This window comes from Janthinobacterium sp. LM6 (assembly GCF_002002885.1).
In the GTDB taxonomy this organism is placed as follows: domain Bacteria; phylum Pseudomonadota; class Gammaproteobacteria; order Burkholderiales; family Burkholderiaceae_D; genus Janthinobacterium; species Janthinobacterium kumbetense.
Map to the genome: position 1 here is coordinate 203,255 of NZ_CP019510.1, position 23,047 is coordinate 226,301.

Sequence of the window (23,047 nt, forward strand, 5' to 3'; positions counted from 1 at the left end):
TCGGGTTTTTCTCTTACTGCGAATAACAAGCCTGACGATAACCTACTTTCACACTGGTTGCAGCACTATCATCGGCGCAAAGTTGTTTCACGGTCCTGTTCGGGATGGGAAGGGGTGGGACCAACTTGCTATGGTCATCAGGCATAACTTGTACTGGCGTTTGTCTCCTGTAGGACGACAAAGCCTGAATCGGGAAGAAGCAAAGATTGGGGTAATGAATTGGTGTATCAACACACACGCAACATGTACTTTCTCATCCTCTGTACCTGCTAAGGTTATAGGGACAAGCCGTACGGGCAATTAGTACTGGTTAGCTTAATGCATTACTGCACTTCCACACCCAGCCTATCAACGTCCTGGTCTCGAACGACCCTTCAAAGAGCTCAAGGCTCTGGGAAATCTCATCTCAAGGCAAGTTTCCCGCTTAGATGCTTTCAGCGGTTATCTCTTCCGAACTTAGCTACCCGGCAATGCCACTGGCGTGACAACCGGTACACCAGAGGTTCGTCCACTCCGGTCCTCTCGTACTAGGAGCAGCCCCCTTCAAATTTCCAACGCCCACGGCAGATAGGGACCAAACTGTCTCACGACGTTTTAAACCCAGCTCACGTACCACTTTAAATGGCGAACAGCCATACCCTTGGGACCGGCTACAGCCCCAGGATGTGATGAGCCGACATCGAGGTGCCAAACTCCCCCGTCGATATGAACTCTTGGGAGGAATCAGCCTGTTATCCCCAGAGTACCTTTTATCCGTTGAGCGATGGCCCTTCCATACAGAACCACCGGATCACTATGTCCTACTTTCGTACCTGCTCGACTTGTCAGTCTCGCAGTTAAGCACGCTTATGCCATTGCACTATCAACACGATGTCCGACCGTATCTAGCGTACCTTCGAACTCCTCCGTTACACTTTAGGAGGAGACCGCCCCAGTCAAACTGCCTACCATGCACTGTCCCCGATCCGGATAACGGACCAAGGTTAGAACCTCAAACAAACCAGGGTGGTATTTCAAGGTTGGCTCCACGAGAACTAGCGTCCCCGCTTCAAAGCCTCCCACCTATCCTACACAGATTGGTTCAAAGTCCAATGCAAAGCTACAGTAAAGGTTCATGGGGTCTTTCCGTCTAGCCGCGGGTAGATTGCATCATCACAAACATTTCAACTTCGCTGAGTCTCGGGAGGAGACAGTGTGGCCATCGTTACGCCATTCGTGCAGGTCGGAACTTACCCGACAAGGAATTTCGCTACCTTAGGACCGTTATAGTTACGGCCGCCGTTTACTGGGACTTCAATCAAGAGCTTGCACCCCATCATTTAATCTTCCAGCACCGGGCAGGCGTCACACCCTATACGTCCACTTTCGTGTTTGCAGAGTGCTGTGTTTTTATTAAACAGTCGCAGCCACCAGTTTATTGCAACCCTTTCACCCTCATGGAGTAAACCAATCAAGCTACCGGGGCGTACCTTTTCCCGAAGTTACGGTACCAATTTGCCGAGTTCCTTCTCCCGAGTTCTCTCAAGCGCCTTAGAATACTCATCTCGCCCACCTGTGTCGGTTTGCGGTACGGTCTCGTATGACTGAAGCTTAGAGGCTTTTCTTGGAACCACTTCCGATTGCTTCGTGAACAAGTTCACTCGTCTCAACCCCTTGAATTCCGTACCCGGATTTGCCTAAGTACCTTCTATGAGCCAAAAACCAACTATTCCAACAGTTGGACAACCTTCCGCGATCCGTCCCCCCATCGCATCATACGACGGTGCAGGAATATTAACCTGCTTCCCATCAGCTACGCATCTCTGCCTCGCCTTAGGGGCCGACTCACCCTGCTCCGATGAACGTTGAACAGGAAACCTTGGGCTTACGGCGTGGAGGCTTTTCACCCCCATTATCGCTACTCATGTCAGCATTCGCACTTCTGATACCTCCAGCATCCTTTACAAGACACCTTCGCAGGCTTACAGAACGCTCTCCTACCATATCCAATAAAGGATATCCGCAGCTTCGGTGACTGGCTTAGCCCCGTTACATCTTCCGCGCAGGACGACTCGATCAGTGAGCTATTACGCTTTCTTTAAATGATGGCTGCTTCTAAGCCAACATCCTGACTGTTTTAGCCTTCCCACTTCGTTTTCCACTTAGCCAATCTTTGGGACCTTAGCTGGCGGTCTGGGTTGTTTCCCTCTTGACGCCGGACGTTAGCACCCGACGTCTGTCTCCCAAGCTCGCACTCATCGGTATTCGGAGTTTGCAATGGTTTGGTAAGTCGCAATGACCCCCTAGCCATAACAGTGCTCTACCCCCGATGGTGATACTTGAGGCACTACCTAAATAGTTTTCGGAGAGAACCAGCTATTTCCAAGTTTGTTTAGCCTTTCACCCCTACCCACAGCTCATCCCCTAATTTTTCAACATTAGTGGGTTCGGACCTCCAGGGCGTGTTACCGCACCTTCATCCTGGCCATGAGTAGATCACTTGGTTTCGGGTCTACACCCAGCGACTGATCGCCCTATTCGGACTCGATTTCTCTACGGCTTCCCTATGCGGTTAACCTTGCCACTGAATGTAAGTCGCTGACCCATTATACAAAAGGTACGCAGTCACGGAACAAGTCCGCTCCTACTGTTTGTATGCACACGGTTTCAGGATCTATTTCACTCCCCTTCCGGGGTTCTTTTCGCCTTTCCCTCACGGTACTGGTTCACTATCGGTCGATTACGAGTATTTAGCCTTGGAGGATGGTCCCCCCATATTCAGACAGGATGTCACGTGTCCCGCCCTACTTGTCGTACGCTTAGTACCACCGGTCCGATTTCACATACGGGGCTATCACCCGCTATGGCTCCTATTTCCAGAGGATTCTGTTATCGGTCCGACTATCACGTACAGGCTCTTCCCATTTCGCTCGCCGCTACTTTGGGAATCTCGGTTGATTTCTTTTCCTGCAGCTACTTAGATGTTTCAGTTCGCCGCGTTCGCCTTGCATACCTATGTATTCAGTATGCAATACCCTAAAAGGGTGGGTTGCCCCATTCGGAAATCTGCGGATCAAAGTGTGTTTGCTCACTCCCCGCAGCTTATCGCAAGCTACTACGTCCTTCATCGCCTGTAATCGCCAAGGCATCCACCATGTGCACTTATTCGCTTGTCCCTATAACGTTAGCCTCTGATTACCGAAGTAATCAAAGAGCGCTACAGGAATAAGAAAGTACAACGTTGTTGCTTGTTTGTTGATACATACAATCATTACCCATCAAGTCGCCTCATGCATTGCTGCACGCATAGACTTGATCAATAAATAATCTTTACTTCTTCCAGATTGTTAAAGAACGAAACAGCTTTGATCGCTAAAAGATCAAATCTAAACCGCGTCTGTTTGACTGGCTTACATTTGCACTTTCGGTAAAACGTGGTGGAGGATGACGGGATCGAACCGACGACCCCCTGCTTGCAAAGCAGGTGCTCTCCCAGCTGAGCTAATCCCCCTGAGATTTTACTAATTAGCTGGTAGGGCTGGTTGGACTCGAACCAACGACCCCCGCGTTATCAACACGGTGCTCTAACCAGCTGAGCTACAGCCCCAACGCGGTGCTACTACGACTACTGTTTCTTCTCTTACTAACAGCCGATAAGTGTGAACATTTGATGCGTGAACCATTTACATGATTCGTGCAAACTCTAGAAAGGAGGTGATCCAGCCGCACCTTCCGATACGGCTACCTTGTTACGACTTCACCCCAGTCACGAATCCTACCGTGGTAAGCGCCCTCCTTACGGTTAAGCTACCTACTTCTGGTAAAACCCGCTCCCATGGTGTGACGGGCGGTGTGTACAAGACCCGGGAACGTATTCACCGCGACATGCTGATCCGCGATTACTAGCGATTCCAACTTCATGCAGTCGAGTTGCAGACTACAATCCGGACTACGATACACTTTCTGCGATTAGCTCCCCCTCGCGGGTTGGCGGCGCTCTGTATGTACCATTGTATGACGTGTGAAGCCCTACCCATAAGGGCCATGAGGACTTGACGTCATCCCCACCTTCCTCCGGTTTGTCACCGGCAGTCTCATTAGAGTGCCCTTTCGTAGCAACTAATGACAAGGGTTGCGCTCGTTGCGGGACTTAACCCAACATCTCACGACACGAGCTGACGACAGCCATGCAGCACCTGTGTACTGGTTCTCTTTCGAGCACTCCCCAATCTCTCGGGGATTCCAGCCATGTCAAGGGTAGGTAAGGTTTTTCGCGTTGCATCGAATTAATCCACATCATCCACCGCTTGTGCGGGTCCCCGTCAATTCCTTTGAGTTTTAATCTTGCGACCGTACTCCCCAGGCGGTCTACTTCACGCGTTAGCTGCGTTACCAAGTCAATTAAGACCCGACAACTAGTAGACATCGTTTAGGGCGTGGACTACCAGGGTATCTAATCCTGTTTGCTCCCCACGCTTTCGTGCATGAGCGTCAATCTTGACCCAGGGGGCTGCCTTCGCCATCGGTGTTCCTCCACATATCTACGCATTTCACTGCTACACGTGGAATTCTACCCCCCTCTGCCAGATTCTAGCCTTGCAGTCTCCAATGCAATTCCCAGGTTGAGCCCGGGGATTTCACATCAGACTTACAAAACCGCCTGCGCACGCTTTACGCCCAGTAATTCCGATTAACGCTTGCACCCTACGTATTACCGCGGCTGCTGGCACGTAGTTAGCCGGTGCTTATTCTTCAGGTACCGTCATTAGCAAGAGATATTAGCTCTCACCGTTTCTTCCCTGACAAAAGAGCTTTACAACCCGAAGGCCTTCTTCACTCACGCGGCATTGCTGGATCAGGCTTTCGCCCATTGTCCAAAATTCCCCACTGCTGCCTCCCGTAGGAGTCTGGACCGTGTCTCAGTTCCAGTGTGGCTGGTCGTCCTCTCAGACCAGCTACTGATCGATGCCTTGGTAGGCTTTTACCCTACCAACTAGCTAATCAGATATCGGCCGCTCCACGAGCATGAGGTCTTGCGATCCCCCACTTTCATCCTTAGATCGTATGCGGTATTAGCGTAACTTTCGCTACGTTATCCCCCACTCTAGGGTACGTTCCGATATATTACTCACCCGTTCGCCACTCGCCACCAGAGCAAGCTCCGTGCTGCCGTTCGACTTGCATGTGTAAGGCATGCCGCCAGCGTTCAATCTGAGCCAGGATCAAACTCTTCAGTTTAATCTCTGTTACTTTGCCATTTTATTGGCACCGTCTTGCGACGGGTCGCTCACTCAAAAAACTGACAGGCTACTTCCGAAGAAGTATCCTATTTCATTATTTCTTGTGAACATTTGATATATTTTAAGTATTACAGCAATCCGAAGATCGCTGCTGCACTTACATCAAATGTCCACACTTATCGACTGTTAATTGTTAAAGAACTGTATTCGGTACTGCTTTCGCGCTATCGACAAAGCGTTGTGTTTGTCAGCTGCGAAGAAGAAAGAGTATGAAGCATTTCGCTAAATCCGTCAACCTTCTTTTTACTACCCTCACCGTTTCCAGTGATCCCGTTGTTTCGCAAACTGCAGCGTCTCATTGGGGAGGCGAACTATAGCAAAGCTATACGCAGGCAGCAAGGTTTATTCTAAGAAAGTGTGAAATTTAATGACACGATGCCATATCACTATCAAATTGACCAGGCAATACCATTCGGAATGCCCTGGTGACCATTGACGCTTGCCTATTAATGAGCGGATTCACGGGCAGCTGCACCAGGTCGGCGCTGGCCAGGCGAGAACAACAGCCTTAGTAAGGGATAAAGCACAGCTTGACGACTGCATTTCCAGTAATACCTGGAGAGTAAACCGCCAGACGAAAAAAAACCCGACCATTGCTGATCGGGTTTTTCTCTTACTGCGAATAACAAGCCTGACGATAACCTACTTTCACACTGGTTGCAGCACTATCATCGGCGCAAAGTTGTTTCACGGTCCTGTTCGGGATGGGAAGGGGTGGGACCAACTTGCTATGGTCATCAGGCATAACTTGTACTGGCGTTTGTCTCCTGTAGGACGACAAAGCCTGAATCGGGAAGAAGCAAAGATTGGGGTAATGAATTGGTGTATCAACACACACGCAACATGTACTTTCTCATCCTCTGTACCTGCTAAGGTTATAGGGACAAGCCGTACGGGCAATTAGTACTGGTTAGCTTAATGCATTACTGCACTTCCACACCCAGCCTATCAACGTCCTGGTCTCGAACGACCCTTCAAAGAGCTCAAGGCTCTGGGAAATCTCATCTCAAGGCAAGTTTCCCGCTTAGATGCTTTCAGCGGTTATCTCTTCCGAACTTAGCTACCCGGCAATGCCACTGGCGTGACAACCGGTACACCAGAGGTTCGTCCACTCCGGTCCTCTCGTACTAGGAGCAGCCCCCTTCAAATTTCCAACGCCCACGGCAGATAGGGACCAAACTGTCTCACGACGTTTTAAACCCAGCTCACGTACCACTTTAAATGGCGAACAGCCATACCCTTGGGACCGGCTACAGCCCCAGGATGTGATGAGCCGACATCGAGGTGCCAAACTCCCCCGTCGATATGAACTCTTGGGAGGAATCAGCCTGTTATCCCCAGAGTACCTTTTATCCGTTGAGCGATGGCCCTTCCATACAGAACCACCGGATCACTATGTCCTACTTTCGTACCTGCTCGACTTGTCAGTCTCGCAGTTAAGCACGCTTATGCCATTGCACTATCAACACGATGTCCGACCGTATCTAGCGTACCTTCGAACTCCTCCGTTACACTTTAGGAGGAGACCGCCCCAGTCAAACTGCCTACCATGCACTGTCCCCGATCCGGATAACGGACCAAGGTTAGAACCTCAAACAAACCAGGGTGGTATTTCAAGGTTGGCTCCACGAGAACTAGCGTCCCCGCTTCAAAGCCTCCCACCTATCCTACACAGATTGGTTCAAAGTCCAATGCAAAGCTACAGTAAAGGTTCATGGGGTCTTTCCGTCTAGCCGCGGGTAGATTGCATCATCACAAACATTTCAACTTCGCTGAGTCTCGGGAGGAGACAGTGTGGCCATCGTTACGCCATTCGTGCAGGTCGGAACTTACCCGACAAGGAATTTCGCTACCTTAGGACCGTTATAGTTACGGCCGCCGTTTACTGGGACTTCAATCAAGAGCTTGCACCCCATCATTTAATCTTCCAGCACCGGGCAGGCGTCACACCCTATACGTCCACTTTCGTGTTTGCAGAGTGCTGTGTTTTTATTAAACAGTCGCAGCCACCAGTTTATTGCAACCCTTTCACCCTCATGGAGTAAACCAATCAAGCTACCGGGGCGTACCTTTTCCCGAAGTTACGGTACCAATTTGCCGAGTTCCTTCTCCCGAGTTCTCTCAAGCGCCTTAGAATACTCATCTCGCCCACCTGTGTCGGTTTGCGGTACGGTCTCGTATGACTGAAGCTTAGAGGCTTTTCTTGGAACCACTTCCGATTGCTTCGTGAATAAATTCACTCGTCTCAACCCCTTGAATTCCGTACCCGGATTTGCCTAAGTACCTTCTATGAGCCAAAAACCAACTATTCCAACAGTTGGACAACCTTCCGCGATCCGTCCCCCCATCGCATCATACGACGGTGCAGGAATATTAACCTGCTTCCCATCAGCTACGCATCTCTGCCTCGCCTTAGGGGCCGACTCACCCTGCTCCGATGAACGTTGAACAGGAAACCTTGGGCTTACGGCGTGGAGGCTTTTCACCCCCATTATCGCTACTCATGTCAGCATTCGCACTTCTGATACCTCCAGCATCCTTTACAAGACACCTTCGCAGGCTTACAGAACGCTCTCCTACCATATATATCTGTGATAAATCACAGAACAATATCCGCAGCTTCGGTGACTGGCTTAGCCCCGTTACATCTTCCGCGCAGGACGACTCGATCAGTGAGCTATTACGCTTTCTTTAAATGATGGCTGCTTCTAAGCCAACATCCTGACTGTTTTAGCCTTCCCACTTCGTTTTCCACTTAGCCAATCTTTGGGACCTTAGCTGGCGGTCTGGGTTGTTTCCCTCTTGACGCCGGACGTTAGCACCCGACGTCTGTCTCCCAAGCTCGCACTCATCGGTATTCGGAGTTTGCAATGGTTTGGTAAGTCGCAATGACCCCCTAGCCATAACAGTGCTCTACCCCCGATGGTGATACTTGAGGCACTACCTAAATAGTTTTCGGAGAGAACCAGCTATTTCCAAGTTTGTTTAGCCTTTCACCCCTACCCACAGCTCATCCCCTAATTTTTCAACATTAGTGGGTTCGGACCTCCAGGGCGTGTTACCGCACCTTCATCCTGGCCATGAGTAGATCACTTGGTTTCGGGTCTACACCCAGCGACTGATCGCCCTATTCGGACTCGATTTCTCTACGGCTTCCCTATTCGGTTAACCTTGCCACTGAATGTAAGTCGCTGACCCATTATACAAAAGGTACGCAGTCACGGAACAAGTCCGCTCCTACTGTTTGTATGCACACGGTTTCAGGATCTATTTCACTCCCCTTCCGGGGTTCTTTTCGCCTTTCCCTCACGGTACTGGTTCACTATCGGTCGATTACGAGTATTTAGCCTTGGAGGATGGTCCCCCCATATTCAGACAGGATGTCACGTGTCCCGCCCTACTTGTCGTACGCTTAGTATCACCGGTCCGATTTCACATACGGGGCTATCACCCGCTATGGCTCCTATTTCCAGAGGATTCTGTTATCGGTCCGACTATCACGTACAGGCTCCTCCCATTTCGCTCGCCGCTACTTTGGGAATCTCGGTTGATTTCTTTTCCTGCAGCTACTTAGATGTTTCAGTTCGCCGCGTTCGCCTTGCATACCTATGTATTCAGTATGCAATACCCTAAAAGGGTGGGTTGCCCCATTCGGAAATCTGCGGATCAAAGTGTGTTTGCTCACTCCCCGCAGCTTATCGCAAGCTACTACGTCCTTCATCGCCTGTAATCGCCAAGGCATCCACCATGTGCACTTATTCGCTTGTCCCTATAACGTTAGCCTCTTCATTCTTTCAAACGAAAAGAGCGCTACAGGGATAAGAAAGTACAACGTTGTTGCTTGTTTGTTGATACATACAATCATTACCCATCGATTTACCTTTTACGGCAAACCGATCAATAAATAATCTTTACTTCTTCCAGATTGTTAAAGAACGAAACAGCTTTGATCGCTAAAAGATCAAACCTAAACCTGACGGCTTACGTTTGCACTTTCGAGTAAAACTTTGGTGGAGGATGACGGGATCGAACCGACGACCCCCTGCTTGCAAAGCAGGTGCTCTCCCAGCTGAGCTAATCCCCCTGAGATTTTACTAATTAGCTGGTAGGGCTGGTTGGACTCGAACCAACGACCCCCGCGTTATCAACACGGTGCTCTAACCAGCTGAGCTACAGCCCCAACGCGGCGCTACTACGACTACTGTTTCTTCTTAATTAAACAGCCGATAAGTGTGAACATTTGATGCGTGAATCATTACTGATTCGTGCAAACTCTAGAAAGGAGGTGATCCAGCCGCACCTTCCGATACGGCTACCTTGTTACGACTTCACCCCAGTCACGAATCCTACCGTGGTAAGCGCCCTCCTTGCGGTTAAGCTACCTACTTCTGGTAAAACCCGCTCCCATGGTGTGACGGGCGGTGTGTACAAGACCCGGGAACGTATTCACCGCGACATGCTGATCCGCGATTACTAGCGATTCCAACTTCATGCAGTCGAGTTGCAGACTACAATCCGGACTACGATACACTTTCTGCGATTAGCTCCCCCTCGCGGGTTGGCGGCGCTCTGTATGTACCATTGTATGACGTGTGAAGCCCTACCCATAAGGGCCATGAGGACTTGACGTCATCCCCACCTTCCTCCGGTTTGTCACCGGCAGTCTCATTAGAGTGCCCTTTCGTAGCAACTAATGACAAGGGTTGCGCTCGTTGCGGGACTTAACCCAACATCTCACGACACGAGCTGACGACAGCCATGCAGCACCTGTGTACTGGTTCTCTTTCGAGCACTCCTCAATCTCTCGAGGATTCCAGCCATGTCAAGGGTAGGTAAGGTTTTTCGCGTTGCATCGAATTAATCCACATCATCCACCGCTTGTGCGGGTCCCCGTCAATTCCTTTGAGTTTTAATCTTGCGACCGTACTCCCCAGGCGGTCTACTTCACGCGTTAGCTGCGTTACCAAGTCAATTAAGACCCGACAACTAGTAGACATCGTTTAGGGCGTGGACTACCAGGGTATCTAATCCTGTTTGCTCCCCACGCTTTCGTGCATGAGCGTCAATCTTGACCCAGGGGGCTGCCTTCGCCATCGGTGTTCCTCCACATATCTACGCATTTCACTGCTACACGTGGAATTCTACCCCCCTCTGCCAGATTCTAGCCTTGCAGTCTCCAATGCAATTCCCAGGTTGAGCCCGGGGATTTCACATCAGACTTACAAAACCGCCTGCGCACGCTTTACGCCCAGTAATTCCGATTAACGCTTGCACCCTACGTATTACCGCGGCTGCTGGCACGTAGTTAGCCGGTGCTTATTCTTCAGGTACCGTCATTAGCAAGAGATATTAGCTCTCACCGTTTCTTCCCTGACAAAAGAGCTTTACAACCCGAAGGCCTTCTTCACTCACGCGGCATTGCTGGATCAGGCTTTCGCCCATTGTCCAAAATTCCCCACTGCTGCCTCCCGTAGGAGTCTGGACCGTGTCTCAGTTCCAGTGTGGCTGGTCGTCCTCTCAGACCAGCTACTGATCGATGCCTTGGTAGGCTTTTACCCTACCAACTAGCTAATCAGATATCGGCCGCTCCACGAGCATGAGGTCTTGCGATCCCCCACTTTCATCCTTAGATCGTATGCGGTATTAGCGTAACTTTCGCTACGTTATCCCCCACTCCAGGGTACGTTCCGATATATTACTCACCCGTTCGCCACTCGCCACCAGAGCAAGCTCCGTGCTGCCGTTCGACTTGCATGTGTAAGGCATGCCGCCAGCGTTCAATCTGAGCCAGGATCAAACTCTTCAGTTTAATCTCTGTTTAATGTCATTTCTGACAGGTCGGACAGTATCGCTACCATCCAAATCTTTGGCATTGCCAAAGATTTGCTCACTCAAAAAACTGACAGGCTACTTCCGAAGAAGTATCCTATTTCATTATTTCTTGTGAACATTTGATATATTTTAAGTATTACAGCAATCCGAAGATCGCTGCTGCACTTACATCAAATGTCCACACTTATCGACTGTTAATTGTTAAAGAACTGTATTCGGTACTGCTTTCGCGCTATCGACAAAGCGTTGTGTTTGTCAGCTGCGAAGAAGGAAGAGTATGAAGCAATTTGCTACGTCCGTCAACTCCTTCTTTTACTACTCATCGCCGTTTCCGGTGATCCTCAATTGCCGCATTTGACTGCGTCTCATTGGGGAGGCGAACTATAGCAAAGCGCCCCGGGAGTAGCAAGGCTTTTCCGGGGTATTTGCGGCCAACTGCTACAATTTCGCCCCCTCCGCGCCAAACGGCGCTTGTCTATATATAGAACCATAGAAGATTCACCATGAAACAACAAGCTCAAGGATCAGGCCTGACCCTGAAACGAGCTGGCTTTACCACTGGCTTCGGCGTGCTCGCCGCCACCCTCGGTTCCGCAGTCGGTCTCGGCAACATCTGGAAGTTCCCCTACCTGACGGGCGCCAATGGCGGCGCCGGCTTCCTGCTCATCTATCTGCTCGCCACCTTATTAGTGGGACTGCCCGTGATGATCGCGGAAATCACCCTGGGACGCCGCGCCAAGGTCAACCCCATTTCCACCATGGAACAGCTCGCACCCAAGGGCAAGCCCTGGTGGCTGGTCGGCGTCATCGGCATGATCGCCGCCTTCCTGATCGTCGCATTCTATTCGGAAGTGGTCGGTTGGGTGTTTGCGTATATCGCCAAGGCCATTGACGGCTCCATCCTCAGCAGCGACAAGCTGGTGACGGAAGCGGCCTTCGCCTCGCTGATCAGCAATCCCCTGCAATCGCTGTTGTGGCAATGGGGCGTGCTGCTGTTTATCGGCGGCATATTAATGCTGGGCGTGACCAAGGGCATCGAGGCGATTGCCAAGAAACTGATGCCGCTGCTGTTCCTGCTGCTGCTCCTGCTGTGCGCGGTCAGCCTGTCGCTCGATAAAGCGGGCGAAGGCCTGGCGTTTCTGTTCCGCCCTGATTTTTCCAAGCTGACGGCGTCCGTCGTGCTGACAGCCATGGGCCTGGCCTTCTTCAAATTGTCCGTCGGCATGGGCACGATGATGACCTACGGCAGCTATTTCCGCGATGACCAGAATATCCCCGTCACGACCTTGCGCGTGATGGCGGCCGACCTCGGCGTATCGATGCTGGCCGGCATCGCCATCTTCCCCGCCGTGTTCACGTTTGGTTTCGCCCCCAGTGCGGGACCGTCGCTGGTGTTCATCACGATTCCCGCCGTGTTTTCGCAAATCCCCATGGGACAAGCCCTGATGGTGGTGTTCTTCATCCTGGCCGCCGTTGCCGCCACGGGGGCGATGCTGTCTCTGATGGAAGTGCCCGTGGTGATTTTCCATGAGCGCTTCGGCTGGACGCGCACGAAGGCCACCATCGTGACCATGCTGCTGCTGGCCGTGCTCGGCTCCGTGTGCGCCCTCAGTAACAGCACCCTGGCGGACTTCAAGTTATTCAATTTGAATATGTTTGATCTGTTCGACTTCGTCTCGTCGAATATCTTCCTGCCCGTGGGCGGCATCGCGATTGCCTTGTTTACAGGCTGGGCCTGGGGCAAGCACAATTTCATCGAGGCGATCAGCAATCACGGCCAGTTGCAAAATAAAACCCTGGCGCACGTGCTGCTGTTCCTGCTGCGCTTTGTCTCGCCCGTGCTGATCCTGATCGTGATGCTGAAGGGATTAAAAGTCTTTTAACTAGCTAAGTAACTAAATAAGTAACTAAAGTACCCGGGTGTAGGTCTGGCGCACCAGCACCCGGTCGCCGCAATCGAAATGCCACCATTCGCTGTTGATGCCGAAGAAACCCGCCTGGAACATGGCGTCGCGCAACAATCGGCGATGTGCCACCTGCTCCTCGGTAATTTCTCCCTTTTCCAGCAAGGCCAGCTCCAGCGCCGGATGCGAGCGCTCACTCAGGTCGTCAAAGCCTGTCCCCATATCCAGTTCCTGTCCGTCGGAACCGACGATGGTGATATCGAGCGCCATGCCGAACGAGTGGATCGAGCCGCGCGACGGCTCCGCGATATAGCCGAGCAACTCCGTTCCTTGCAGCGCATCCCACAGTTGCTGCTGCACCCGCTGCGGGCGCAAGGCGTCGAGCACCAATAAATGGTGATCGGGGCGATGCTCGGCCAGCCACGCCACGGCCCGTTCCAGGGCGGCGGCCGCATCGCGGTGCAGCCAGGCGCAATCGATGGGGCTGTATAAGTCGCGGCCGACGAAATTATCGGGCGTGGCATAGCGCAAGTCGACGGCGATGCCGGCGATGCTGCTCAGGTGGCGAAATTGCGGATCGTTGCCAACCGCTTCCAATTGCAAACTTGCAACAGACATCAGATTCCTCTTTCCAGGCAGTTACGCGCCGCCACGCCGATGCTGTCGGCCAGGCGCCGCGCGCCATGCGACAGCGGCGAGTGGCTCGCCGTCAATAAATACAGTTGAATCGGTATCGTGGGTGCCCAGGGACGGCGCTGCAGGCGCTCGGGCGAGCCGGAGGCAGCCGTAAACGGGTCGACCACGGCCATGCCGGCGCCCGCTTCCACCAGGGAACGGGCAATTTGATAGGTTTGCACCACGGTGGAAAACACGGGGTGAATGTCCTGCGCCTCGCAGGCGGCCACCACCAGTTCGCCCAGCGGATCATTGTCGGCATGGCCGATCAGCTCGCCATTCAGGCCATGCGCGGTCAACGGCGTGCCACAATCGGCCGCATGCCAGGTGCCGGCGGGCGCGATCACCGTCATGACGCCATGCGCGAGCGGTTCGGCCACGATGCCCGGATGCCGCGGGTCTTGCAGCGACACGGCCAGGTCCGCTTCACCGAGGCGCAGGGTATTGACGATCTCGCCCGTGTGGTGGGTGGCCAGCTGGCAACGCGTGTGGGGAAAGTCGCGCCGCCACTCCGTCATGGCGAACGGCAAGACGCTGATGGCGAGCGTCGGCGTGGACACCAGGCGGATGGTTTCCACCGCATGGCCCTTCAAGCTGGCCGCCAGGCGCCGGATGCCCAATAAATCGCGGTTGAGTTTTTCCGTCTCGACAAACAAACGGTGCGCTTCCGGTTTCGGGTACAGCTTGCCCCGCACGCGCTCGAATAGCGGCATGCCCAGTTGCAACTCGCAATGCTGCAAGACCTTGGTGACGGCCGGCTGCGAGATATGCAGCACCTGGGCGGCGCCGCTGATGGTGCCAACTTGCATGATGGCGTGAAACACTTCGATATGACGCAACCGCATGAGCTATTCCTTTACCTTGCCGTGGCCGCCAGGGCCGTCAATGTTCAGCATATAAGAAAAAGTCATGGGCTGGAACGGCCATGCTACTTTGTTGCAACAGCAGGTGTTGCAACAGCAGTCGCCGGCATCGTCAGCACTTCCAGCAGGGCCGCCGTCTCGCCATCGGGCGTGCCATCGAACAGCTTGTTGCGGTATTTCATCTGGAAAGCGATCAACACATTGCGCGTCGCTTCGTCGAACACGCCCGTAGTCGGCGTCGCATAACCGTGCTGGGCCAGTTTTTTCTGGAACCAGACGGCGTCCGGCACTTGCTGCTCAAAAATCAGGCGCTGCGCGGCGACACGGTTGGCATCGGGCCAGACGATCAGGCCCGCGTCGGCCAGCTGGCGCCAAGGGAACAATGGGCCCGGGTCTTGCTTGCGCTGGGGGGCGATCTCGTTGTGGCCGAGGATATTTTCCGGCGCGATGTTGTAGCGGGCCTGTATATCCTTGAGCAACGGAATCAGTTCATCGATCTGTGCCTGCGGAAATGGATACCAGAGGCGGCCTTCCGGCGTGTCCTTGTAGCCTGGGTTGACGATCTCGATGCCGATCGAGCTGACATTCAACTGTGTATAAGTCTTCCAGTTACTCACACCCGCGTGATTGGCCTGGCGTGATTCGTCGACCAGCACGTAAAACTTCGGCTTGTCCGTGTCGGTCAACAAATAATGGCTGCTGACCACTTGTTCCGTCAGGATCTTGATCGAGCGGGGCAGGTCGCTGACCGTGTAATGGATGACGATGAATTTCACGCGCGGGCTCTGGCTGCGCGCCGTCAAACTGTGGTCGAGGTGCGGCGCGGGCGTGGTACAGGCGGAGAGCAGGGCCACCAGCAGGGCGAGGGCGATTTTTTTCATGAAAGATCCGTGTTCGGGTTAATAAAATGTTCAGTGCTGGCCTGTGTCTGCACAGCCGTCTTGACGGCTGTCCTGGCCGCTGCTTCATGTGGACGGGCAACTTTCTGCTCCAGCGTCAACGATACAGGCAAAGCGGCGCGCATGGCAGCCGCGATGGCCGGGTGCAACTGCGCCGCGCGGCCCGCCAGCACGACGGGACGGGGGCCATGGCGCGCCGTCAGGGCCAGCGCCAAGCGCGCCAATTCCTGTCCCGCGCGCTGCAAGATGTCCAGCGCCAGCGGATCGGCATCCGCGCTGGCGGCCACGGCCAGCGCCAGGCGGCCGATGGCGCCCCGGTCCTGGCCATACATGAAGGCGCGCGACAGCGACCAGTCGCTGCCGCCCAGTTGCGCAAATACGGCCTCGGCCATAGGCGAGCCTTGCCAGCTGCCCGGCGCCTCGTCTTCGCGGCGCCAGATGTGGCGCAAGGCTTCGCGCGCGATCCAGTAACCGCCGCCGCCATCGTCGAGCAGCACGCCGCGCCCGCCTGCGCGGTGAAAGCCGCCATCCGCATCGATCCAGGCGGCAATCGAGCCCGTGCCAGCGTAGACCAGATAACCTTCGCCGGGTTCAAAACTGTCGCGATAAGCGATATCGATATCGTTGCCCAAGCGTACGTCGCCGGCGTCCAGCGCCAGCAATTGCGCCAGCATGTGCGCCAGCGTTACATCGTCGCCGCCAAAACCCGTCAAGCCCGCCACCACGGCGCGCGGCTGGCCGACAGCCAGCACGGCCTGGCACAGCCTGGAAAATGTGGCGTGCACGGCTGCGCGGCCCGCATCGCTGCTCATTTGCAAGGCAGACAAGCCTTCCACGACGCCGTCGGCCACGATGGCGCCGTCCCCGTTGGCCAGGGCCCAGCGCGTCTGCGTGCCGCCCGCGTCGATGCCCAGCCCGAGCACGGCAGTATCAGTATGGGTTGCAGGGGAGAAAATCATGGCATGAGTGTAAGGCCAAGCGGAGCTTGCAGGCATGAAAGCTTGCGCATGTTTCATGCCTGCAGGTTATGGACTACGGATGAACGCTCAGCAACTACTTGGCGGGGGCCGTAAACGGTTCGCGCACGGTGATGCGGGGGCTTTCATTGCCGAGGCGGTCCACGGCGCTGACCACCACCGCGTTGACTTTGCCGGTGGCATCGTCGACCAGGGTCAGTTCGCCTTGCACGCCCGTGACCACGGTAAAGCGCCAGTCTTCGCCGTAGCGGGCCCAGACGGCGTACTGCGCCACGGGTTTGCCGCCGCCCGCCGCCAATTTGACGTTCAGGCTGGTGGAATCGCGGCGCAAGGCCAGCACGGGCGTACCGGGCGCTTCCTTGCCCAGCCATGGTGTGGCGGGAATCAGGGCAGGGCTTTGATACACGCTCGACTTGAGCTGGTCGCTGACACCCTTGCGGTTCTGCATCAGCGGCACCATGCTGAAATGCACTTGTCCATTCGCGCCGGGGCGCGTGCGCGTCACTTCGATCTGCTTGATGATCTCTTGCGGCGTGAAGGACTTGGCGGAATTGTCGATGCGGCTCGTATATAAACCCGGCCACACGTGGCGGCCATACGGATTTTGCGCCAGCCAATAGTCGAGCAGCACGCCAAACGCCTGCGGCGCCTGCGCCACGGGCCAGTACAGCTGCGGCGACAGGTAATCGAGCCAGCCCTTGGCCAGCCACAGTTCCGCATCCGCATACAATTTGTCGTACTGGCTGAAACCGACGATGCCGGCAGGGCGGCGATCCGGACGGCCGATGCCGAACGGGCTGATGCCGAAGCGCACCCAGCTCTTTTCGCGGTGGATGCCTGTATATAACGCTTCGATCAGCTGATTGACGTTCTGGCGGCGCCAGGAAGCGCGGTCGAGATCGCCACCGGCCAGCAGATATTGCTGCCAGGAAGGTTCATCGGGAAACGGCAGTTCGCGCTTGGCGCCGCCATTGCCCGCGTCCAGCGCGGCTGTTTCCGCACCGGCGCCGGCGCCGGGCGCGTCGATCGGATATGGATAAAAGTAATCGTCGATGTGCACGCCATCGATATCGTAGCGGCGCACCACGTCCAGCACCACGTCCGTCGTATGCTTGGACGCGGCGGCATCGCCCGGGTCCATCCACAGGTAGCGGCCGTACTGCTTGACGGACGCCGGGTTGGTGGACGCGAAACTGTCGCGCGCCAGCGGCGACTTGGCCGTCGCGTGACGGGCCCGGTAGGGGTTGAACCAGGCGTGCAATTCCAGGCCGCGCGCATGCGCCTGGGCTACCCAGAAGGCCAGCGGGTCATACAAAGGCAACGGCGGCTGGCCTTGCTTGCCGGTCAGGTATTCCGACCACGGTTCCAGCTGCGAAGGATAAATCGTGTCCGCGCTGGGCCGCACCTGCAGCACAATCGCATTCAAATTCAAGGACTTGGCGCGGTCGAGGATGGCCAGCGCTTCCGCTTGCTGCTTGGCGACCGGCAAATTGCTGCGGCTGGGCCAGTCGATATTGGCGACCGTCGAGACCCAGGCGGCGCGGAACTCGCGCGGCGCCGGCGGCGGCACTTCGCCCGTGATGTGCTGCACGGGCGGCACGGCCGGCAAGCCCGCTTCGCCTGGCGTCACTGCGGAAGGCAGTTTGGTGCTGGTACAGCTGCTGAGCAATGTGGCAGTGGCCAGCGCGGCCAATACGCCGGCGCTGGCGCCCAGGCGTTTTTTAAAAGTAGACAACAAAACAATTCCTTGCAGTGGTGGAGCGCAGGTCTATCGGTGGAGCATTTTACTGTGCGCCCGCCATCCTTGCGGGCGCACAGTTCAAAAGAATCAGGCCTCGGTCTTCTTGCCGAATTCCGGGTCGATCTTGACCAGCGCGGCCATAATGAAAGCGGGAATCGTGGCGATGCAGACCCAGATGAAGAAGTGCTGGTAACCGAGCATTTGCTGTATCCAGCCGCTGGCCATGCCCGGCAACATCATGCCCAGGGCCATGAAGCCCGTGCAAATGGCGTAATGGGCCGTTTTATGCGCGCCATCGGAGACCATGATCATGTACAACATATAGGACGCGAAACCGAAGCCATAGCCAAATTGCTCCAACGCAATACCACCAGCGATCACATAGATGTTGCTGGGCAAGGCGCTGGCCAGGTAGACGAAGACCAGGTCGGGCAAGTGGACGGACAGCACCATGATCCACAGGCAACGTTTCAAGCCGAAGCGGGAAATGATGAATCCGCCCAGCAAGCCGCCCAGGGTCAGGGCGATCACGCCAATGGTGCCGTAGACGAGGCCCACCTGTTCCGTGCTGAGGCCCAGGCCGCCCTTGGCGACGGGGTCGAGCAGGAAGGGCGCGGCCAGCTTCAACAGTTGCGCTTCGCCGAGGCGGAACAGCAGCAAGAAGCCGAGGATGACGAGAATATCCTTCTTCTTGAAGAAGGAAGCAAAGGTGGCGACGAACTCTTGCAGAGGAGAAATACCGGCGTCCTGGATGCTGGGCCGGTCATCCTTGGGTTTCGGCAAGACAAAGTAATGGTAGAGGAAGAGGGCGATGAACAGGCCAGATAAAATGGCAAACACGACCGACCAGGCCAGCTGCACATTGCCCGTCGCATGTGTCAGGTAGCCGGCCAGATAGACGAGACCGCCCTGGCCGGCGATCATCGCCAGGCGGTAAAACGTGCTGCGCACGCCGACAAAGGCCGCCTGCTGGTGCTCTTCCAGGCCCAGCATATAAAAGCCGTCGGCGGCGATGTCATGCGTGGCGGAACTGAAGGCCATCAGCCAGAAGATGGCCAGGCTGATCTGGAAAAAATGGGGCAGGGACGTCGTCAGGGCCACCAGCGCCAGCGCGGCGCCGATCACCAGCTGCAGGCCGACGATCCAGAAGCGCTTGGTGCGGTACATATCGATGAAAGGCGACCACAGGGGCTTGATGACCCAGGGCAAGTACAGCCAGCTGGTATACAGCGCGATATCCGTATTGGAAAAGCCGTAATTCTTGTACATGATCACGGACAAGGTCATGACCACGACGTAGGGGATGCCCTGGCCGAAATACAGGGAAGGGATCCACAGCCATGGCTTATTGGTGCGCGCCGGGGCGGCTTGTTTCACTAGCTCCATACATCCTTCTTTGTCTCCCAGACAGAAGAATGCCGCGCCATCGGATCACGCCGCCAGTGCTGCCCGCACACTGCCGTCCGCGCCGGCCAACAATGCCTGTGCCTGGTTTGTGTTGATTTTTTTGATCAAGGCAACAATCGCCACCTTGACGTGATAGTGGCATTGCTCCAGCACGGTCCTGGCCTGCACTTCGCTGGCGCCCGTGGCATGCATGGTGAGACGCACGGCCCGCCAGATCAGCTTGGCGTTGGTCGGCTTCAAGTCTACCATCAAGTTTCCGTAAGTTTTGTGCAAACCGACCATCAGGGCGCTGGAAATCGTGTTCAGGGTGATTTTTTGCGCCGTGCCCGCCTTCAGCCGGGTGCTGCCGGAAATGACTTCCATGCCCGTGTCGAGCACGATGCCGCATTGCGCCTCGTGCGCCACGGGGGCGTCCACATTATTGGCGATGCCTATCGTCAAGGCGCCGGCCTTGCGCGCGGCCAGCAGCGCGCCCAGCACATACGGCGTGGCGCCGGACGCGGCCAGCAGGATCACCACGTCATTGCTCTGCGGCTGCAGGGCCAGCAAGTCCGCCTCGCCTTGCTGTAAATCATCTTCCGCCCCTTCGACGGCCGTAAACATGGCGCCCGTACCGCCGGCCAGGATGGCGACGGCCCGCTCGGGCGGCCAGGAAAACGTGGGATTGAGTTCAACGCTGTCGAGCACGCCCAGGCGGCCCGACGTGCCCGCGCCCACGTACAGCAGGCGCCCACCGGCCGCGATGCGGGGCAGGGCGGCCGTGATGGCGGCAGCGATGTCGGGTGACGCCAGCCGGACGGCCTCGACGGCCCAGAACTGGTCATCGACCAGCGCCGCCACCAGTTGCTCCACCGGATACAGGTCCAGATCCGGATGCCGCCGGCTCGGAGTTTCAGTTTTCAACATGATTTCAGAACATGGTTGACCGTGAAACCAGTTTAATACCAACGAGCGGGATCAACCATGAAAGGATGGCGGGCGGGCATAACGGGAGTTTATGGCCAGTGCAACTAGGCGTACTTCGCTGCGGCGGTCAACCAGTTGCTGAATTTGTTCATTCAGTGGCCCAGAGGCAAGTTTTAGACCCGTTTATGTCTATACTTCAGTTCGACGCCCTAATCCACGACACGCCCCATGATCGCTCGCCAATTGCTGTTCCTTTTTAGCGCCCTTGGCGCCATCAACGGCATTTTCCTGGCCGTCTATTTTTTCAGCCGCCGGCCCCGCTGCCTCGCCGACTGCATGCTCGGGGCATTGCTGCTTGCCGTCGGGGTGCGCACCGCCAAATCCGCTTTCCTCTACTTCAACCCGGCGATCGCCATCGAATTCCGCCAACTGGGCCTGTCGGCCTGCCTGCTGATCGGTCCCTTGACCTATCTGTATGTACGCGCTTTCATCGCCAGGCTGGCGCAATTGCCTGCTGGACAAGAATGGCGCTGGCATCTGGGCCTGTCCTTCCTGCTGATAGTCATAGGCGTTGCCTTTCCATATTCCGCGTATCGTGCTGTGTGGAACCAGTCGAGCCATGCCATTCATGTGTTCTGGCTATGCTACCTGCTGGCAACCGCCAAGTTGCTGTGGCAAAGCCGCCATGCATGGCTGCACGACGGACAGCGGATGGCGACCAGCAGCGTGCTCCTGCTGAGCGTCTTTGCAGGCAGCTGTGTCATGCTGGCGGCGTACGCGAGCACGCCGTTCACGTCGTATATTGTCGGCGCCTTGTCATTTACCTTCTCGCTGCATGTGGCGGTGATGGTCTTTCTGCTGAGAAAGGAAACCTCGACGCCTGCCGACCCGCAGCAAAAGTACCGGAACAGCCGCCTGACGCACGAAGATGCGCTTGCCGTACTCGCCGCGCTGGAACAACAGATGAGCGGGCAGAAATCCTATCTGAATCCAAACCTCACCCTGGCCCAACTGGCCAAGCGGGCGGGATGCACGCAGGCGCAGGTGTCGCAGGTATTGAATGACAAGCTGGGCAAGAGTTTCACTACCTACGTCAACGAATACCGTATCGCCGAGGCGAAACGGGTATTGACGGACGAACCGCAATGGAACATGGATAGCGTTGCCGAGCGCTGCGGGTTCAATTCCAGTTCCACCTTCTACTCGACCTTCAAGAAAGTGGCTGGCCAGACTCCCGCCAGCTTCCGGGCCCAATCCAGCCCGGCGGCCAGGGCCGTTTCCGCGTAAAACCGCTCCGGAATCGCCATTCCGGAGTCTGAAATCCTGTTCGGCGACATCAATTCCCCTGCATTTCGATAAATTATCGACCACCAGCGATCTGAAATAGTCGTTGCTCCGATAAACGCAGTTCTACATGCAGGGTACATCCATGATTCAGTTTTTATTGCGAACGATACTCGCCTGTTGCTTCCTGAGCATCACCGCCGTCGGCTCTGCCGCAACCGCAGACCAGGACGAAAATGCCATCCGGGAAACCGTGCGCCTGTATATGCACGGCACCAGCTTTAACGTGCAGAGCGAGATCAACCAGGCCTTCCATGCCACCTCCCGTCTTTATCTGGACGGCAAAAACGATGCGGAATGGGAGCTCAGCGGTCCGGAATACGCGAAACTCTTTTCCCAAGAGAAAATAGGGCAATTCAATGGGCGCCACGGGCGACTGATCAAGGTGGACGTGAGCGGCAAGGTGGCCACCGCCAAGGCCGAGATCCACATTCCCCAACAAGGGGTGCGCTATGTGGATGTCTTTCTGTTGAAAAAGATCGCCGGCAATTGGAAGATCATCAGCAAGTCGGCCGATCGCGAGCCGGCAGCCCCGCGCCAGGCACGCAAGGTGCTGCTGGTCGTATCAAATGTGCATCAATATCCCGGCACAAAAATTAACGCGGGCAATAATTTTCCCGAACTGGCCTATACCTATGATGCCTTTCGCAAAGCAGGGTACGCGGTCGACTTCGTCAGTCCCGAGGGGGGCGCCATTCCCCTGGAAATGATCGTCACGTCGGACGAGTTGCTCAAAAAGCATCTGTACGACAGTGATTTCATGTGGGCGCTGGCTCATACCAAGCCCGTCGCCGAGGTCAGGGCAGACGAGTATGCGGGCATGGCGTTCGTCGGCGGCGGCGCGGCCATCGTCGGCATTCCGGAAAACAAGCCGCTGCAGGACATCGCTATGCGCATCTACGAGCAACAAGGCGGGGTGATCGCGGCCATCTGCCATGGCACCGAGGGCATCAAGAATCTGAAGCTGCGTGACGGTACGTTCCTGATCCAGGGCAAGGTGCTCACCTCGTTCCCCGATGCGTATCTCAACAAGGAATCGCCGGTATACAAGGCCTATCCCTTTTCGGCAGAAGCCAGCATCAAGGGCCATGGCGGCATCTTCAGGCACGGCGCCAACGGCAAGAGCCACGTCGAGGTCGACGGCCGGCTGGTGACAGGCATGAGCTGGGAATCGTCCGTCGGCGTGGCGGAATCCATGATCCGCCTGCTCGAGCAGTAGA

Annotated in this window: 10 protein-coding genes, 4 tRNA genes and 6 rRNA genes; 3 read left to right on the plus strand and 17 right to left on the minus strand. The window is 55.6% G+C overall.

Going from position 1 to position 23,047, the window contains the following annotated elements; all coding sequences use genetic code 11:
- Positions 1 to 29: 29 nt before the first annotated feature.
- The 10 genes from rrf (BZG29_RS00815) to BZG29_RS00860 form a co-directional block, all read right to left on the minus strand.
- Positions 30 to 142, minus strand: a 5S ribosomal RNA gene (gene rrf / locus BZG29_RS00815).
- Positions 143 to 279: 137 nt separating this feature from the next.
- Positions 280 to 3,155 (minus strand): 23S ribosomal RNA (locus tag BZG29_RS00820).
- 259 nt (positions 3,156 to 3,414) lie between these two features.
- Positions 3,415 to 3,490, minus strand: a tRNA-Ala gene (locus BZG29_RS00825).
- A 19-nt stretch (positions 3,491 to 3,509) separates the two neighbouring features.
- Positions 3,510 to 3,586, minus strand: a tRNA-Ile gene (locus tag BZG29_RS00830).
- Between the two features lie 100 nt (positions 3,587 to 3,686).
- Positions 3,687 to 5,217 (minus strand): 16S ribosomal RNA (locus BZG29_RS00835).
- Positions 5,218 to 5,908: 691 nt separating this feature from the next.
- Positions 5,909 to 6,021 (minus strand): 5S ribosomal RNA (gene rrf / locus BZG29_RS00840).
- Between the two features lie 137 nt (positions 6,022 to 6,158).
- Positions 6,159 to 9,048: ribosomal RNA gene (locus BZG29_RS00845) — 23S ribosomal RNA — on the minus strand.
- Positions 9,049 to 9,287: 239 nt separating this feature from the next.
- Positions 9,288 to 9,363: transfer RNA gene (locus BZG29_RS00850), tRNA-Ala, on the minus strand.
- A gap of 19 nt (positions 9,364 to 9,382) precedes the next feature.
- Positions 9,383 to 9,459: transfer RNA gene (locus BZG29_RS00855), tRNA-Ile, on the minus strand.
- 98 nt (positions 9,460 to 9,557) lie between these two features.
- A 16S ribosomal RNA gene (locus tag BZG29_RS00860) occupies positions 9,558 to 11,088 on the minus strand.
- Together the 16S, 23S and 5S rRNA genes with 4 tRNA genes alongside form the textbook arrangement of a ribosomal RNA operon.
- 526 nt (positions 11,089 to 11,614) lie before the next feature.
- On the opposite strand from BZG29_RS00860, the gene BZG29_RS00865 reads away from it, so the two are divergent.
- On the plus strand, positions 11,615 to 12,994 hold the full coding sequence (locus tag BZG29_RS00865) for a sodium-dependent transporter (RefSeq protein ID WP_077398259.1): 1,380 nt from the start codon (positions 11,615 to 11,617) through the stop codon (positions 12,992 to 12,994).
- 24 nt (positions 12,995 to 13,018) lie between these two features.
- Here BZG29_RS00865 and BZG29_RS00870 read toward each other — a convergent pair whose 3' ends face one another.
- From BZG29_RS00870 to BZG29_RS00900, 7 genes are all read right to left on the minus strand, one after another.
- The gene (locus tag BZG29_RS00870) at positions 13,019 to 13,633 is read right to left on the minus strand and encodes a M15 family metallopeptidase (RefSeq protein WP_077398260.1); all 615 of its coding nucleotides are present in this window, start codon (positions 13,631 to 13,633) and stop codon (positions 13,019 to 13,021) included.
- Positions 13,633 to 14,535 carry a LysR substrate-binding domain-containing protein gene (locus BZG29_RS00875; protein WP_077398261.1) on the minus strand — a complete coding sequence of 301 codons (903 nt, stop codon included), beginning with the start codon at positions 14,533 to 14,535 and terminating at the stop codon, positions 13,633 to 13,635. Before BZG29_RS00875 ends, BZG29_RS00870 begins: the two co-directional genes overlap by 1 nt.
- An 83-nt stretch (positions 14,536 to 14,618) precedes the next feature.
- Entirely contained in the window at positions 14,619 to 15,434 is an 816-nt protein-coding gene (locus BZG29_RS00880) for an N-acetylmuramoyl-L-alanine amidase (protein ID WP_077398262.1), read from the minus strand.
- Entirely contained in the window at positions 15,431 to 16,411 is a 981-nt protein-coding gene (locus BZG29_RS00885) for a BadF/BadG/BcrA/BcrD ATPase family protein (protein WP_253192743.1), read from the minus strand. Before BZG29_RS00885 ends, BZG29_RS00880 begins: the two co-directional genes overlap by 4 nt.
- A gap of 94 nt (positions 16,412 to 16,505) precedes the next feature.
- Entirely contained in the window at positions 16,506 to 18,167 is a 1,662-nt protein-coding gene (locus BZG29_RS00890) for a family 10 glycosylhydrolase (RefSeq protein ID WP_077398264.1), read from the minus strand.
- Positions 18,168 to 18,257: 90 nt separating this feature from the next.
- Positions 18,258 to 19,556: an MFS transporter gene (locus BZG29_RS00895; protein ID WP_077398265.1), complete on the minus strand. Its 1,299-nt coding sequence runs from the start codon at positions 19,554 to 19,556 to the stop codon at positions 18,258 to 18,260.
- A 45-nt stretch (positions 19,557 to 19,601) separates the two neighbouring features.
- A complete protein-coding gene (locus tag BZG29_RS00900; protein ID WP_077398266.1) occupies positions 19,602 to 20,483 on the minus strand; it encodes an N-acetylmuramic acid 6-phosphate etherase in 882 nt (293 codons plus the stop codon).
- A gap of 228 nt (positions 20,484 to 20,711) precedes the next feature.
- On the opposite strand from BZG29_RS00900, the gene BZG29_RS00905 reads away from it, so the two are divergent.
- Both BZG29_RS00905 and BZG29_RS00910 read left to right on the plus strand, forming a co-directional pair.
- Complete coding sequence (locus BZG29_RS00905; RefSeq protein WP_077398267.1) at positions 20,712 to 21,770, plus strand: helix-turn-helix transcriptional regulator; 1,059 nt, start codon at positions 20,712 to 20,714, stop codon at positions 21,768 to 21,770.
- A 142-nt stretch (positions 21,771 to 21,912) separates the two neighbouring features.
- Positions 21,913 to 23,046 (plus strand): nuclear transport factor 2 family protein, encoded by a 1,134-nt coding sequence (locus BZG29_RS00910; protein WP_171984913.1) that lies wholly within the window; start codon positions 21,913 to 21,915, stop codon positions 23,044 to 23,046.
- The last annotated feature ends 1 nt before the right edge of the window (position 23,047 follow it).

Coding starts and splice junctions, on each gene's coding strand:
- BZG29_RS00865 (WP_077398259.1), top strand. CDS start 11,615: ATGAAACAACAAGCTCAAGGATCAGGCCTGACCCTGAAACGAGCTGGC.
- BZG29_RS00880 (WP_077398262.1), bottom strand. CDS start 15,434: ATGAAAAAAATCGCCCTCGCCCTGCTGGTGGCCCTGCTCTCCGCCTGT.
- BZG29_RS00885 (WP_253192743.1), bottom strand. CDS start 16,411: ATGATTTTCTCCCCTGCAACCCATACTGATACTGCCGTGCTCGGGCTG.
- BZG29_RS00875 (WP_077398261.1), bottom strand. CDS start 14,535: ATGCGGTTGCGTCATATCGAAGTGTTTCACGCCATCATGCAAGTTGGC.
- BZG29_RS00900 (WP_077398266.1), bottom strand. CDS start 20,483: ATGTTGAAAACTGAAACTCCGAGCCGGCGGCATCCGGATCTGGACCTG.
- BZG29_RS00895 (WP_077398265.1), bottom strand. CDS start 19,556: ATGGAGCTAGTGAAACAAGCCGCCCCGGCGCGCACCAATAAGCCATGG.
- BZG29_RS00905 (WP_077398267.1), top strand. CDS start 20,712: ATGATCGCTCGCCAATTGCTGTTCCTTTTTAGCGCCCTTGGCGCCATC.
- BZG29_RS00870 (WP_077398260.1), bottom strand. CDS start 13,633: ATGTCTGTTGCAAGTTTGCAATTGGAAGCGGTTGGCAACGATCCGCAA.
- BZG29_RS00910 (WP_171984913.1), top strand. CDS start 21,913: ATGATTCAGTTTTTATTGCGAACGATACTCGCCTGTTGCTTCCTGAGC.